The organism is Paenibacillus tyrphae (assembly GCF_024158745.1).
Classification (GTDB): domain Bacteria; phylum Bacillota; class Bacilli; order Paenibacillales; family NBRC-103111; genus Paenibacillus_G; species Paenibacillus_G tyrfis_A.
This window is the reverse complement of record NZ_JAMZAW010000010.1, coordinates 231,983-247,149: the sequence shown is the minus strand read 5'-3', so window position 1 is coordinate 247,149 and position 15,167 is coordinate 231,983. Positions and strand designations below refer to the sequence as shown.

Sequence of the window (15,167 nt, the reverse complement as noted above, 5' to 3'; positions counted from 1 at the left end):
GAGGTACGGCCGGTATTGACCGGCTTGAATCAGCCAAGACAGGCTGCGAAATTTTACAGCACTTGACATTCAACGGGGAAGTAAGGTACAGTAAAAATAATTGTTACCTAAGGAGAGATTTTGATGTCGGTGGTCGTTCTTAACTAATCAAATTCCATAATGAGGTTTCTGGAAATTCATGGCTAAATTTTGCTATTAAGCAAGGTTTATTTTGCCATGGGTTTACGGTCACCTTGGAATTAGTTAAGAACAACGGATATCATACAATGCCATAGGTACATGCCTATTCATTGCGCCTATCATCCGTGCTGAGTTCAGCGCGGATTTTCTGTTTTATCGGGCGCTTTTAATTAGGCATGGTCACAAAAGGGCAGAGAATGACGTACGTTCATTCTCTGTCCTTTTTTTATTTTCCTACAAGGAGAGATCACCCATGAATGAAAAAGCATTGCAACGTCTGGAATACGGCAAAATCAAAGAAGCTTTGGCGGAATATGCTGTATCGTATCTAGGCAAACGGCAGATTGCCGAGTTGCTTCCTTTGACGGCGATGCCCGTCGTGCGGGCGAAGCTGGACGAGGCGGCGGAAGCGAAGTCCTTGCTCCAGTATGGCGCCAGCGTTCCGATTCCTTCGCTGGAAGGCATGGAAAATATTTTGGATCTGCTGGGAACGGGCTACGTGTTCAGTGAAAAGGACTTCATGCACATCCACCAATTCCTGACCAGCTGCGCGCAGCTCATGAGGTATATGGCCGCAAAAAGCGGGATAGCCCCTCACATTAGCTCTTACGCGGCTTCCATGTATGTGATGGATGCCCTGAAATCGGAGATCGAACGGTGCATCCGTCACGGGCAAGTCGCCGACTCCGCCAGCAAGGAACTTATGAAAGTCCGCAAACGGCTGGCCGTATTCGAGGAACGTCTGAAAAGCAAGCTGGACTCCTTGATGAGCCGCCACCGCTCGATTTTGCAAGAACATGTCCTCAGCACGCGCAACGAACGGTATGTGCTGCCGGTCAAGAAAGAGCACCGCAAGCTGGTGAAGGGGACGGTGCTCGACGAGTCGGCAAGCGGCCAAACGGTCTATATCGAGCCGGCCGAGGTCATGACGATTCAGTTCGAGCTTACGGGGCTGAAAGCGGAGGAAGCGCGGGAGGAGCTGAAAGTATTGAGCGATTTGACCGCACTGGCGGAAAGCTGCGATCAGCAGCTTCTGACGAACGTCGAGACGGTAGGCACCTACGATTTCATATTTGCCAAGGCCAAATACGCTCTGGCTATCGGAGGCTCCAATGTGGAGCTGAACGACCAAGGGATCATCGACATACGCGAAGCGAAGCATCCACTGCTGAACCGGCCGATGGTTCCCTTGAACTTCGTCATCGGACGGCGATACAAGTCACTGATTATTACGGGACCGAATACCGGAGGCAAAACCCTTTCGCTGAAAACGGTCGGTCTGCTGACCGTCATGGCGCAGTCGGGCTTATTGATTCCGGTTCGGGAAGGAAGCTTGCTTTCCGTATTCAACCATCTCGCCGTCGATATCGGGGACGGACAAAGCATCGAGCACGCGCTCAGCACCTTTTCCGCGCATATCCGGAACGTCAACGAAATGCTGCAATTTGCCGACCGCTCGACGCTCATCCTGATCGATGAGATGGCTTCCGGAACCGATCCGGGGGAAGGCGTCGGCTTGTCGGTGGCCATTCTGGAAGAGTTGCACCGAAGAGGAGCGACCGTTGTAGCGACGACCCATTTTACGGAAATTAAAAATTTCGCCGACGTGACGCCGGGATTCGAGAATGCCCGCATGGAGTTCGATACGGACACGCTTCAGCCGCTGTATCGGCTGCGGATCGGGGAAGCGGGCCAGAGCTACGCCTTCCTGATCGCGTTGAAGCTGGGCTTGCCTGCCGGCCTTATTGAGCGGTCCCGCGAAATTACCGCGCGCGGCTTGCCGGAAAGCTTGCCGCAGGGGACACAGGCCGCCGGGTCTGAGCCGGAGCCGAACGAAGCCTCCGCGGCGGATACGGTCGATCCGCAGGAAGAAACGACAACGGAGCCTGAGCCTCTGCCACATTCGGAGAAGGAGCCGGAGGACCGCGCTCAGCCGATCCCTGAGGAGGGTCCCAGAAGCTTCCAGTTCGGCGATTGCGTGTACATCGCTTATTTGGGCCGTACCGGCATTGTGTTTGAAACCGAGGATGCCCGGGGCAACGTCGGGGTAATGATCCAGAACCAGAAGTTCAAAATCAACCAGAAGCGGCTGAAGCTGCACATCGAGAGCAAGGAGCTGTATCCGGACAATTACGATCTGGACATCGTGTTCGAGACGAAAGAAAACCGCAAAAAACGCAAGCTGATGGGCCGCAAGCACGCACCGGGCGTTACCATCGAGACGAAATCGGAGGAGTGATCGGAATGAAAAATTATTTGGATGAAATCAGCGCGAATGTCCGTTTGGAAGAAGGTTCCGCCGTCATCGAGCAGCTTTTGCTGGAATGCTATTTCAGCCCGGGCATTTCAACCAAGGAACTGGCGCGTAAGACGCTGCTGCCCGTTCCCGTAGCCGCCGCCATCAAGAAAGAGCTCGTCAAAGCAGGTGCGCTGACGCAAGAGAACGGGACGCGCTGCAGCAAGGCGGGAACGGCATGGATTGAGCAAGAGCTGGGATACGGCGGAATAAACAAGAGCCTGTACCTGAAGCTGACGGCAGCCGATGCGGATTGGAAGGCCGAGCTGGCCGACGTGCTAAGCGAGCTTCTGGAACTATTTCGCTTGCGGCCGCAGGTGGACGTCCGGATCGATCAATCGAAATGCACCGCAGAAACGAGTCTGCGCCGCGCCGTCCTGTGCTTGAAGCAGCAGGCGTTGATCGGAAAGCGCGTGCTCTGCATCGGGGACGACGATCTGGTCAGCGTGTCGCTCGGCTTTTTGCTCCGGAAGCTCTTTCCGGAGGGACATTCGAAAACGAGGATCGACGTTGTCGATATCGACGAGCGGTTCCTGAGCTATATCGGAGAGACCGCAGCCAGAGAAGGGCTGCCCATCCAATGCCGCCGCTGGGATTTGCGGCAGCCGCTGGCCGAGGAATGGCAAGGACAATACGACTGCTTCTTCACCGATCCGCCTTATACGCTGCAGGGCATGACACTGTTCCTTTCCCGCGGCATCAGCGGCTTGAAAAAGAGGAAAGGGGCGCCGATCTTCTTGTCTTTCGCCCATAAATCTCCGGAGTTCATGCTGGCGATGCAGCGGGAGTTTGTGCGGATGGGGCTCATGGTCAGCGCCACGTTCCCGCGCTTTAACGAGTACGAAGGTGCGGAAATGATCGCGAATCGGAGTCAAATGATCGTTCTGAAGACGACGGAGCAGACTCGTTCCGAATACGCCGACGCTTTCGAAGATGCGCTGTATACGGGCGAAGTCAAGCGGACGTTGCGTACTTACCGCTGCCAGCAGTGCGGGGAAACGGTCTACGTCGGCTTCCAAGGCGACGTGCCCACGATCGAGCAGCTCAAAAATCAAGGATGTTCCCGCTGCAAGAACGATACGTTTCAATTGATCGAAAAGAAGAGCGTGTAAGCATGAGGTGAATCATGGCTCAAAAAGGAGAAGAAGACAAGATGAATATCCGGCCGATCGAGCAGAAGGACTTGGCGTCAGTAGCCGAATTTGAGAAGGAAATATCCGTCATTTCGTTTGGCGACGAGGCGGTAACGGATCTGGAGTTCCACCGGCGTAAGCTGGAAAAAGCGATACCTCGCGAACAGGAAGGCATGCTCGTCCTGGAGCTGGAAGGCCGGGTGGCCGGCTGGCTCTGGATGACGCTCAAAGAGAATTTTGTGACGAAAGAAAATTACATCCAGTTCAAAAGCTTTTACGCCGCCGAATCATGCCGCGGTACGGAGGCGGTGACGGCTTTGTTCGAGGCGGGGATGGCTTATGCCGGCAGGCAGAAAGCCCGGCGCATCGTCGGGCATGTGCACGTCAGCAATCTGCCCATGCGCGTGCTGTATAAAAATTACGGCTTTGCACCGACCCATCTGACGATGGAGTACAAGGTGCAGGATCAGGAAGCTTAGGCTGCGGAGGATAGGTGGCATGATCAAATGTCTGATATGGGATTTGGACGAAACGTTATGGTACGGAACGCTAGCCGACGACGAAGAAGTAGTGCTGCGTCCCGGCATTCGCGAGGTGCTGGAGCGGTTGGACGGGCGCGGCATTTTGCAGAGCGTAGCGAGCCGCAACGACCATGAGCTGGCGATGGCGAAATTGGAGGAACTAGGTATCGGCCATTATTTTCTGTATCCCCAGATCGGATGGGGGGCGAAGGCGGAAGGCATCCGGCGGATCGCAAGCGAGCTGAATATTGGGCTGGATGCGGTAGCGTTCATCGACGACAATCCGTTCGAACGCTATGAGGCGGGAACGTATCTGCCGGAGCTGACCGTCTACGGCGCGCATGAGGCGCTGGAGCTCGCCGGACACCCCGAGTTCCAAGCTGGGAAGCTGACGCGGGAGGCGGGGAGACGCCGCGAGATGATGCTTTCCCGCTTCGAGCGGACAACGGCGGAGCAGACGTTTGCCGGGTCGCGGGAAGACTTTTTGCGCTCCTGCTTTATGGAGCTGGAGGTACGCACTGCATGCGAGGAGGATCTTGACCGGGCCTTCGAGCTGGCAGCGAGAACGAATCAATTCAATAATTTCACGGAGCGGATGTCGGAGGACGTCGTCCGCTCTTATCTGGAATCGCCTGCGAAAGGGCTTTATGTCGCGGAGCTGAAGGACCGGTTCGGCGACCACGGCATTGTCGGGGCAGCCATGCTTGACTATGGGGAAGGACGGCTGGACATCCGGTTGTTCGGCATCTCTTGCCGCATCGAAGGGCGCGGCATTGGAACCGCGTTTCTCGGGACGGTGCTGAATCTGACGCAGCAGGAGCATCCGGCAATACATGAAGCGTTCTGCACCTACCGAGCCACAGGCCGTAACCGGCCGGCGCTGATGCTTTTGCAACTGCTTGGGTTTACCCGGAAGGAGAAGCGGGAGCGTGATTCGATCTACGCGCTGCCGTTGCCGTCCGCGTATTGCGCACCGGATTGGATTGCCGTAAAAACGGGACATTTTAAGCAAGCGGAAGGGAGAACCTTAGGATGAATCGTGAAGAAATTGAACGGAAGGTTATGGCTATCGTAGCTCAATTGCTCGGCACGCCGGAAGTGGAGCGGTCTACATGGTTGCTGGGCCCTCAGGGCGTGTTGGATTCCGTTACGGTGGTCCGGTTGATCGCCTGGCTGGAGCAGGAGTTTCAAGTATCATTCGATGAGGAGGACCTGACGATCGAGTCGTTATCGAGCGTAGACCGTATCGTCTCGTTTATCGAAGAGAGCAGGAGCTTGCCGTACGGGACTTATTCCGGAATGGAACATTGAAACATGAGCCGACGTCCCGTGCGGATGGCCGGCTCTTTTTTGTCTACTGAACATGTTCCTGATGCTAAACGGTCGTTAGGCCAGTTTTGGTGCCTATCATGTCTAGTGGGGCTAGGTGATGGTTACTAACGCGGGTTCGGCGGCATCAGGCGAAGCGTGATACAATAATGAGCAGTAATACGAAATGGACTAACGGGCGGGGATATACATGAAATTGGAACGATTGATCTCCATAATCTACAAGCTGCTGAATCACGAAGTTTTGTCTGCCTCCATGCTGGCTGAAGAGTTTCAAGTTTCCCAAAGAACCATCTATCGGGATATCGATGTGATCTGCGCTGCAGGCTTCCCGGTCGTATCGTATCAGGGAGCTAAAGGCGGATATGGCATGATGGACGGATACAAAATGGATAAAAGCCTGCTCGGTTCGTACGATGTCAATTCCCTGATTACCGTGCTCAGAAGCCTCACCACCGTGTTTGAAGACGAGCGTGCGCAGGGGACCATCGAACGACTGCAGACGATCGGACCGGAGCATCGGACCACGAGTCTGTCCGTGGACTTGGAAACCCGCCGCACGGAGCCCGACGCGCTTCGTCATTTACGCATGGCCATTACCCAGCGAAATATCGTCCGCTTTGATTATATCAATGTAAAGAATGAACGTACGACCCGTGATATGGAACCGCTGCGGCTTCATTTTAAATATCGTAATTGGTACGTTTATGGGTTTTGCCGAACACGAAGGGATTATCGAGAGTTCCGACTATCCCGGATGTTGAACTTGTTCCTGACTCAGGAAACTTTCGAGCCGCATCATGAGGTGCCGGAAGAGGCTGCTTTGTCAAACAAGGGATGGCAAGATCAGTTGGAGGATGTGGTGATCCGGGTGTGGCCGGAGGCTTTGGCGGAAGTGATGGATCAGTTTCATCAGGCTGATAAGCAATTTCATAATGATGGGAGCATGACGCTGCGAATTCCTGTTTATCAGCCATTGCAAGCACGATGGCTTTGGACAATTCTGCTGAGTTTTGGCAGCGGCGCCGAAGTTCTCGAACCCCCTGCACTGCGTGGCATCGTAAAAGAACAACTTCAGAATGCGCTCAAACTTTATGGTGATGTATGACAGACTGTTGTCATACATCTTTTTTTATTATAACTGCAGGAACAAAATCAAATCCATGACAAGTCAAAAGGAGACGATCCAAATGAATCACCCGGTACAAATGTTCGACTACCATGCGTGGGCTACTCAAACCCTCTTGGGACGAATCAAGGAGCTTCCGTCCTCGGTACTGCAACAAGAAGTAAACACCTCGTTTCCCACCATTGGCGAAGCGTTCGCGCATATCTATGCGATCGACAAGTGTTGGCTTCAGGTTCTGAAAGGTACCAGTATGCCCAAGGCGCTGGAAGAGTGCCTTCCACTTCAACAAGAAACACTTCGGTACTCTGTCGATGATTTCGCGAATGCCTTTAGTGAGTTAGCGCAAGAATACAGAGCATGGTTCCGAAACCAACACGACTTGGAGCAAATTATTGTGCTTGAGAATCCGTACGCCGGAACACGCAACACTCGATTATCGGAAATTGTGCTGCAAGCGGTCAACCACGGTACCTACCACCGAGGCAATATTTCGACCATGCTGCGCCAACTGGGCCACGCATCCACGATGAACGATTATTCACTTTTTTGGTATCAGCAATCTGCGGAATCCATTTAATCTCTGACGTCGAAAGAGTATTTTGTGATATAACAAGGTCGATATTTCCGAGAACGGAGAAATCGACCTTTTTACAATTACTCTCCATACCTAGAAGGGAGAATGTATTTTATCTATGGAAATTGAAAATCTAATTCCAGTAAAATCGAGAGAAGATTTGAGGGTCTGGCTACAGGAAAATTGTAAAACCCAAAAATCTTGTTGGGTAGTCGTTAGTATGACACCAAATCCAGAAACGTTACTATATTTGGACGCGGTCGAAGAATCTCTGTGCTTTGGATGGATCGATGGAATTAAAAAGAAAATGTCTGAAACTGAGCTGGCGCAGAGACTGTCTCCTAGAAGCAAAAAAAGTTCATGGACTGAATTGAATAAAGAACGTGTCCGACGCCTCGAAAAGTTGGGGTTAATGAGGGAAGAAGGGAGAAAGGTTCTTCCTGATATGGACTACGATTCTTTTAAAATAGATAGGGATATAGAGCAAAGGCTAAAAGAGGAAAAGCAAGTGCATGAGAATTTTATGGCATTTCCAGCTCTTTATAAAAGAGTTCGGATCGATACGATACAAAGCATTAAAAATCAGCCGGAATTATTTAGGAGCAGATTAGACAAATTCATAACAAACACTAGAGAAAACAAAATGTACGGTCAATGGCATGATCATGGACGCCTACTAGATTATTAAGATGCGCCAGGGTATGTTTCAAGCCTTTAAGCCAGCCATATCATGACCGTTATCCTTCACGAGGCGACCGACTTGTAATTTCCGTTCAGAGGCCAGCAGTACCCTAGGTCTTGGTTAGACTTCAGGCCGTTCTATAGACGAGAGATGATGTTATAATGAGGATTGAATTTACATAAATGTAATTATTGACTTTAGGTTCCTGTGGGAGCCGCGACGACAAGGAGTGTTTGATGATGACAACCTCAAATAGCGAGATGGCGCAACATCGCGTTCGGTCTGCCCGACGCGGGCTTACGGTCTTTTTTGCTTTGCTCGTTCCTCTTTCATGTGTGGGTTACTGGCTGAGTCTCCACGACGGCAAATGGGTGCTTTTTCTAATGTGGACGCCCGCCTTGGCGTCTTTATTATCGCGTTTGGTGTTGCGCGAAGGTTTAGCCGACATCTCACTTCGCCTGGGGGGAAGACGTACTCTTAAATTCATACCGATCGTGCTTCTCCTGCCGATAGCGGTCGATCTGGCGGCCTATGGCATAGCATGGATGTCCGGACTCGCGCAATTTGCCGCACCCGCTACGTATTTAAACGCTCCTCCTCTTGTTTTGTTTGTCCTCCTTTTGCTAGCGAATGCAACCCTCGGAACGATTCGAGGATTGATTGGAAGCTTTGGTGAGGAAGTGGGGTGGCGCGGCTACATGCTCACGCGCCTGATCGATGCCCGGGTTCCCCGGCCTGTTCTTGTAAGCGGACTGGTGTGGGGCGCGTGGCATCTGCCTCTCATGGTAGCCGGAGTATATTACGCCGGTCCGTTCCTTCTTTTGTCGATCTTGCTGTTTATGGTCACGGTCACGTCCTTCGGGTATGTGATGGCGTATCTCCGTTTGACATCGGGAAGTATTTGGCCGGCCGTCTTGCTGCATGCCTCATGGAATGCCATTACCCAGAACGTCTTCGACCTGTTTACCAAAGGGGAGTCGGCTTTGCTGTGGACGGGAGAGTCTGGTGTTTTCGTTGCCCTTGCTTTGCTGGCGGTGGCGTTCATGGTTACGAGAAAGCAATGGACGATCATTCGAACCCTTCCCGGAAAAGGCGAACGGCCGGTTCAGGAACCGCGGTCCTTATAGTTTTTTTGAAACCGGAGCGGGCTTAGATCAGTATTACCTTGTAAAAAAAGTCGGAGGTCCGGAGGATGAAACTGAAAATCATGCTTTTGCTTGTGCTTGCAGTCGGTCTGTTGTCAGGCTGTGGGCTCGTCGACAAAGTAAACAATACGTTAAACTATGTGGAAGAAGCTACCAACTTTATCAATGACACTACGCGGCTTGCGGAACAATTGCCGGCGCTTGCCGGGCAGGCAGTTACCGATCCCGAAGCCAGAACGACATTGAAGAACGAGTTGACCGGTATGAAGGAGCGGATTGCAAAATTCAATGCGCTTCAAGCTCCCGATTTTGCCAAAGACGTTCATGGGCAGCTGGTCGGCTATAACGAAACGCTGACGAAGGAGATTAACGGATACTTGGAGAAGATCAACAACGGCGCTATCGACTGGAAGGCGATCGAAAATTCCCAGTTCATCGACACGCTGAACCAGGTTACTAAAATTCAGGATAAAGTCCAGAGCTTAACTCCTTAAGAAATAATGGATGCCGTTCACATGAGGTGAAGGCATCCTTTTTGTATCGGCGGGGATTGGAATGAAGTCTTGTTCTTGCTACAGACATTTGTTTTGTTTATACTAATCGTAAGTAAGAACGAGGGAGTTGGTACGGATGGCAATTCGCGATTGCCGGATTGGCCAGTCTCATGCAAAGCCTTATTTTTAGGGCGATACTTTGCATGGGCGTTAAAAGAGAGCAACACGAAATCGCCCGGATGAGCAGCTATCGTTTCTAATAATATGGCTTTGCACCTTATTTTCAATCTTATAAAATAAGGGGCTGACCTCCATGTGTGGACCATTTATTAGAAACCATCAGTATAACGATATCAAGAAGCAAGCAGGGAACCTGCAGCACGCTCTCAGAACGATTGCCGATCGGAAGGTATTGGAATCGGTCAGGCAGGGTACGGCAGCCAAAATCGTAGAGCTGTTTCCCGACGCTTCCGGCCTTCAGAAACAGATGCTGGAAAGCATTGTAACCTTGGAAACGTCAGAAGATTTCCATAAGTATCTGAGAACGTTAGAGCCGTACATCGTGGAATTTCCGCATATTACGGAAAAGCAGATTCAGAAGCTGTTTCCCAAGAATAAGAAGCTAAAGATTCCTAATTTATCCGAGATAGACCATCGTTACGTCACTTATCTCAGTTGGATCGATATCTCTACGAATAAATTGTTCATCGTGTATCATCTGGATGGGCAATTTGTCGGTGTAGAAGGCAAATATACTCCCACCAACAAGAAAAGCTATTGCTTCGTATGCAATAAGTATGAAGATCTTGCTTTATTTTCGGCGATATCCAAAAAAAGGCCGGCGAAAGCTTCAGCTGATTATTATAAAGCGGTTGGCAATTATTTGTGCATGCATGGTCACGAGTGCAATAAGAACATTACGGATGTTTCATCTTTGGAGAACTTTATTAACACGGTTATAGGCTAGACAAAAAAACCATTGAATCTGCGGCTTTTTCCGGATTCAATGGTTTTTTGCTTTAGATTGGGATAGTCACCGAAGAAGTCCCAGGGGCTAATCCTTCAAATAAAACGCCCCATTCGGCAGGATGGTTTCTTTATTGACGACGACGAGCCCGACGCCTTGGGGGATATAAGCCACTCTCGAATCGCTGGTGACCACATAATCCCCCGGAACCAATACCCCGTCTATATTCGTTACCTTTACAGCAGTCGTCAGGTTCAGATTAGGAAAGGTGACGGTAGTCGTCGGCGAGTTCGCGGCCGGTTCGTCCGGCGTCTGGGCGAAAGCTGCGGCCGGCAGCAGGAAAGCCGAGCACAAAGCGAGTACCGTGATTTTTGTTTTCAGTATGCTTTTCATACATCAACACTCCTTTTCTTTGCAGTTATGCGCCTTCATCATTCTGGTATCGGAACCAGCTAACCATAGTTACCCGTATGGATAATTTTTGAAGCAGGAGAAGCGCATTTTATTTTGGCGAACGGTTGTTCTGTGGTATAATCGCTCTAATGACCTTAACCCATTTTGCACCCTGGATGCTTGATTCGCGTAAATATCTTACATGAGTTAGTCTGCCAATAGACGGTACAAGGGGGGACTCCAGGATGAATATGGATTGGACTATGGCCGATGAGGCGCTGCGCAGCATCACGGTAACCGGCAGCGAAGAGAATGAGCCTGTAATCGTATCCGGCTATTCGGAAGGACTTCACTGCATCGGCATCGGAACGGATGCGGCTGTGTTCACCTATGATCGGACGCCGGGCTATGCGTTTAAAATCTACTCGGATCTTGCGCTGGCGCTCGGGAAACGGGAGATGGAGAAGCAAGTGTACGAACGGTTGGAAGGGATTCCTTATTTTCCGGTATATTTCGGATGCGGAGAGCGCCATCTGGTCATGAGCCACGAATCCGGAGTCACGCTGCTGGATTGCCTGCTGGAGGGTATTCCCGTACCGGAGCAGGCGATCCTCGACGTGGAAGAAGCGCGCGCGCTGGTGCGCAGCCGCGGCTTGAATCCGCGCGACATTCATCTGAAAAATATCATCCTGCAATCGGGCCGGGGCAAGGTGCTGGACGTATCGGAATATGCGCTGGAGGGAGACGACCACCGGTGGGAGCATCTGGTCTGGGCGTACCGCGTCGTTTATCCCGGCATCGAGGGAATCAAAATTCCCGCCTGGGTGCTGGATGCGATCAAGAACGGCTACGCCAGATTGGATCAGGCGAATGTGAGCCTTGATGATTTCGCCCAGAAAGTCAGTCAGTTGTTTTCCAGGTTTTTGAAATAGATGAAGTAAGGAAGGTCTCAGGCAATGAACGCACCGTTGACACCACGGGTCATTAAATCATTGTGCGGCGAGCTCTCCTACAAAAAGGGAGAAGCCTACTGCCGCGCCGGAAAAGTGGCCTTCACGCATTGCGATCCCGAAGCTGCGAGCTACGAAGCGACGGTCGGCAGCGCCGACAGCTGCCGGGTGACCGTCGAAATCGGGCATGAAGGAGAGGTAAAAGCGGCGTGCACGTGCCCTACCTTGGGCTCCTACGACAAATACTGTAAGCATGTCGCTGCGGTGCTGTTGTATATTCACGATACGGAGCAGGCCGGCAGCTTGCCTGTTGGGCGGCTTCGATCGGAGGACGGATTATCTGTGACCCCTCCGTCAGACGGAGCGGCAGCAAGCGCCTCCGCGATTCCCGCAGGAGATCTCCGACTGACGAACAGCGTGCTAGGACTGTTCGTCGGCAAGCCGGTGATCCCGACCGGTTCCCGGCCGCGCTTCGATACAAGAACGCAGCTTGAGGTGGAGTTTACTTGCACGCCCTTTGCTTACGGTTACCGGAAGTACATGTTCGGAATCGAGCTTAAAGTAGGGCCCAAACGGCTGTACATCGTACAGAATATAAGAGAGTTTCTGGAGCGGGTGGAACGGAGACAAGCTTACGTATTTACCAAGCATTTCACTTACGACCCGGAGCTTCACAGCTTTAAAATCGAGGACGACGCCATCCTTCGCCAGTTATTCCTAATCTGCCGCAACGAGAAGATGTACCGTGAAACGTCGAGTACGTTTGCCGTTCAGCTCAACCGTATGAGCGGCGAGCGGATGCTGCTGATTCCTCCGTTCTCGTGGGAAGCGCTGCTTCCCTTGTTGGCGGCGGCTCCTTCCGCACAGCTCGAGCAGGATGGCCGCTTCTACGAGGGAGTTCGCATCTCCGACGAGCCGATCCCGCTGCGCTTCGATTTCGACCAAGCGCCGGGGGATGGATATCGCTTGGACGTCCAAGGGCTGAACGAGATCATCGTTATGGAAATGTACGGGCTGGTCCTTGCCGAGGGGAAGCTGCTGAAACTGTCGCCCGATAGCAGTCAGCGCCTTTCAGAGCTGAAACAAATGCTGGATTCGGCCCGTACGCGCCAGCTTCGGATATCGGCAGATCAGATCGAGCCTTTCATCGAGACGGCGATTCCCGGTCTGATGAAGCTGGGAACCGTCCATGTCGCCCAAGCCGTGTCCGACCGTATCATGCGCATATCGCTGAAGGCCAAGCTGTATTTGGACCGGGTGAGGGACCGGCTGCTTGCCGGGCTAGAGTTTCATTACGGCGACATCGTCCTTAATCCGTTGGAAGAGGGAAAAACCCAGCGCGGCGAAGGGCGAATCCTGGTGCGGGACGGGGAGAAGGAGCGGGCGATTCTTGAGCTCTTGGAGCAAAGCGCCTTCGTGAGGACGGAAAGCGGCTATTTCTTGGATGGCGAAGACGAGGAATACGAGTTTATGTACCGCGTCCTGCCCCAGCTGGAAAAGCTGGTCGAGGTATATGCCACCTCCGCCGTAAAAGTAAGGCTTCATACCGGCCACGTTCCGCCGAAGATCCGGGTGGATGTGGACGAGCGGATCGATTGGCTGGAAATCAAGTTCGATATAGACGGAATCCCGGAAGCGGAAATCCGCAAAGTGCTGAAATCTTTGGAAGAGAAGCGCAGATACCACCGGCTGCCGACCGGCGCCCTGCTGCCGCTGGAAAGCGAGGAGTTTCAGGAGATCGTCCGTTTTATGAACGAAATGGGCATCCGCCAAGCGGATGTGAAAGGAACGGAACTGCGCCTGTCGGCTGTCCGTGGACTGCACCTGATCGATGCGCGGGAGCAGGGCCGTGCTGTCAGTCTGGGCAAATCGCTTCGCCGGCTGTTGGAAAACATGCGGAATCCGGACAATCTGGATTTTCCGCTGCCGGAGCGGCTGACTCCTGTGCTGCGGGATTACCAGAAATATGGATATGGCTGGCTGAAGACGCTAGCCCACTACCGCTTCGGCGGCATTCTTGCCGACGATATGGGGCTTGGCAAGACGCTGCAGAGCATCGCCTTTCTCGTATCCGTCCTGTCGGAGATCCGAGACCAGGGGCAGCCTGCGCTGGTCGTCGCTCCCGCGTCTCTTTTGTATAATTGGAGGAACGAGCTGAGCCGGTTCGCGCCGGAGCTTCGGGCCGTTATTGCCGACGGCAGCAGCGCGGTACGCGCCCGCGTACTGAAGGAACTGTCCCATGCGGACGTCGTGATCACCTCGTACCCGCTGCTGCGCAGAGATATTGGACGTTATGCCGGGCATGCGTTTCATACGCTCATTTTGGACGAGGCCCAAGCGTTTAAAAACTACGCGACGCAGACGGCGCAAGCGGTGAAGGCAATCCAGGCCAGATACCGGTTCGCGCTGACCGGAACGCCGGTCGAGAACTCGCTGGAGGAGCTGTGGTCCATTTTTGACGCGGTGTTCCCCGAGCTGTTCCCGGATCGCAAAGCCTTCGGCGAGCTGTCCCGCGAGACCGTGGCGAAGCGCGCCCGTCCGTTTCTGCTGCGGCGGGTTAAGAGCGATGTGCTGAAAGAGCTGCCGGAGAAGATCGAATCGCTGCAAGCCTTGGAGCTGCTGCCGGAGCAGAAGAAGCTGTACGTAGCCTACCTGGCCAAGCTGCAAAAGGAAGCGCTAAAGCATCTGGACGCGGATACGTTTCAGCAAAACCGGATCAAAATTTTGGCGGGTATCACCCGGCTGCGCCAGCTGTGCTGTCATCCTGCATTGTTCGTCGAAGGGTATACCGGAAGCTCGGCGAAATTCGAGCAGCTGCTGGAGCTGGTGGAGGAATGCCGGAGCGCAGGCCGGCGGATGCTGGTTTTCTCGCAATTTACCGAGATGCTGGGGCTGATCGGGCGGGAGCTGGGCTACCGGGGCGTACCGTATTTTTATTTGGATGGCAAAACTCCATCCGCCGAGCGTGTCGAGCGCTGCCGACGGTTTAACGAAGGCGAGCGGGATTTGTTCCTGATCTCCCTAAAAGCCGGGGGGACCGGTCTGAATCTGACCGGAGCGGACACCGTTATCCTGTACGATCTGTGGTGGAATCCCGCCGTGGAGCAGCAGGCTATGGACCGCGCCCACCGGATCGGGCAGAAGAAGGTGGTTCAAGTGATCCGGCTCGTCACTCAAGGCTCGGTAGAAGACAAAATGTACGAGATTCAGCAGCGAAAGAAACATTTGATCGACGAAGTCATTCAGCCGGGCGAAGAGGGGCTGTCCGCTCTGACGGAACGGGACGTCCGGGAGCTGCTGATGCTCGAATGAGCAGGGTTCCGCAATGGAACCGGGATGGAAGGAACGAGAAAGGGACCCGACGCCAGTGAGGC

At 53.0% G+C, this 15,167-nt stretch carries 14 protein-coding genes; 13 read left to right on the top strand and 1 reads right to left on the bottom strand.

Features of this window, described 5'->3' with window-relative positions; all coding sequences use genetic code 11:
* Positions 1 to 433 precede the first annotated feature (433 nt).
* The 11 genes from NI000_RS17095 to NI000_RS17045 all read left to right on the top strand — a co-directional run bounded on the left by NI000_RS17095 (position 434) and on the right by NI000_RS17045 (position 10,450).
* Positions 434 to 2,419, top strand: a complete 1,986-nt coding sequence (locus NI000_RS17095) for an endonuclease MutS2 (RefSeq protein ID WP_253412553.1) — start codon at positions 434 to 436, stop codon at positions 2,417 to 2,419.
* A 5-nt stretch (positions 2,420 to 2,424) separates the two neighbouring features.
* Positions 2,425 to 3,588 carry a bis-aminopropyl spermidine synthase family protein gene (locus NI000_RS17090; protein ID WP_253412551.1) on the top strand — a complete coding sequence of 388 codons (1,164 nt, stop codon included), beginning with the start codon at positions 2,425 to 2,427 and terminating at the stop codon, positions 3,586 to 3,588.
* 14 nt (positions 3,589 to 3,602) lie between these two features.
* On the top strand, positions 3,603 to 4,088 hold the full coding sequence (locus NI000_RS17085; RefSeq protein WP_253412549.1) for a GNAT family N-acetyltransferase: 486 nt from the start codon (positions 3,603 to 3,605) through the stop codon (positions 4,086 to 4,088).
* A 19-nt stretch (positions 4,089 to 4,107) separates the two neighbouring features.
* A complete protein-coding gene (locus NI000_RS17080; protein ID WP_253412547.1) occupies positions 4,108 to 5,166 on the top strand; it encodes an HAD-IIIC family phosphatase in 1,059 nt (352 codons plus the stop codon).
* The gene (locus NI000_RS17075) at positions 5,163 to 5,441 is read left to right on the top strand and encodes an acyl carrier protein (protein ID WP_253412545.1); all 279 of its coding nucleotides are present in this window, start codon (positions 5,163 to 5,165) and stop codon (positions 5,439 to 5,441) included. The genes NI000_RS17080 and NI000_RS17075 overlap by 4 nt, the downstream gene beginning before the upstream one ends.
* 208 nt (positions 5,442 to 5,649) lie before the next feature.
* Complete coding sequence (locus NI000_RS17070; RefSeq protein WP_253412543.1) at positions 5,650 to 6,567, top strand: helix-turn-helix transcriptional regulator; 918 nt, start codon at positions 5,650 to 5,652, stop codon at positions 6,565 to 6,567.
* 82 nt (positions 6,568 to 6,649) lie between these two features.
* Positions 6,650 to 7,165 (top strand): DinB family protein, encoded by a 516-nt coding sequence (locus tag NI000_RS17065; RefSeq protein WP_253412541.1) that lies wholly within the window; start codon positions 6,650 to 6,652, stop codon positions 7,163 to 7,165.
* 115 nt (positions 7,166 to 7,280) lie between these two features.
* Complete coding sequence (locus NI000_RS17060) at positions 7,281 to 7,850, top strand: YdeI/OmpD-associated family protein (protein ID WP_253412539.1); 570 nt, start codon at positions 7,281 to 7,283, stop codon at positions 7,848 to 7,850.
* Positions 7,851 to 8,500: 650 nt separating this feature from the next.
* Entirely contained in the window at positions 8,501 to 8,971 is a 471-nt protein-coding gene (locus tag NI000_RS37135; RefSeq protein ID WP_253412537.1) for a CPBP family intramembrane glutamic endopeptidase, read from the top strand.
* 65 nt (positions 8,972 to 9,036) lie between these two features.
* A complete protein-coding gene (locus NI000_RS17050; RefSeq protein ID WP_253412535.1) occupies positions 9,037 to 9,483 on the top strand; it encodes a DUF6376 family protein in 447 nt (148 codons plus the stop codon).
* Positions 9,484 to 9,796: 313 nt separating this feature from the next.
* The gene (locus tag NI000_RS17045; protein ID WP_253412533.1) at positions 9,797 to 10,450 is read left to right on the top strand and encodes a FusB/FusC family EF-G-binding protein; all 654 of its coding nucleotides are present in this window, start codon (positions 9,797 to 9,799) and stop codon (positions 10,448 to 10,450) included.
* Between the two features lie 87 nt (positions 10,451 to 10,537).
* Here NI000_RS17045 and NI000_RS17040 read toward each other — a convergent pair whose 3' ends face one another.
* Complete coding sequence (locus NI000_RS17040; protein WP_253412531.1) at positions 10,538 to 10,843, bottom strand: hypothetical protein; 306 nt, start codon at positions 10,841 to 10,843, stop codon at positions 10,538 to 10,540.
* A gap of 245 nt (positions 10,844 to 11,088) precedes the next feature.
* On the opposite strand from NI000_RS17040, the gene NI000_RS17035 reads away from it, so the two are divergent.
* A complete protein-coding gene (locus NI000_RS17035) occupies positions 11,089 to 11,775 on the top strand; it encodes a serine/threonine protein kinase (RefSeq protein WP_253412529.1) in 687 nt (228 codons plus the stop codon).
* A 24-nt stretch (positions 11,776 to 11,799) separates the two neighbouring features.
* Positions 11,800 to 15,105 (top strand): DEAD/DEAH box helicase, encoded by a 3,306-nt coding sequence (locus NI000_RS17030; RefSeq protein WP_253412527.1) that lies wholly within the window; start codon positions 11,800 to 11,802, stop codon positions 15,103 to 15,105.
* The last annotated feature ends 62 nt before the right edge of the window (positions 15,106 to 15,167 follow it).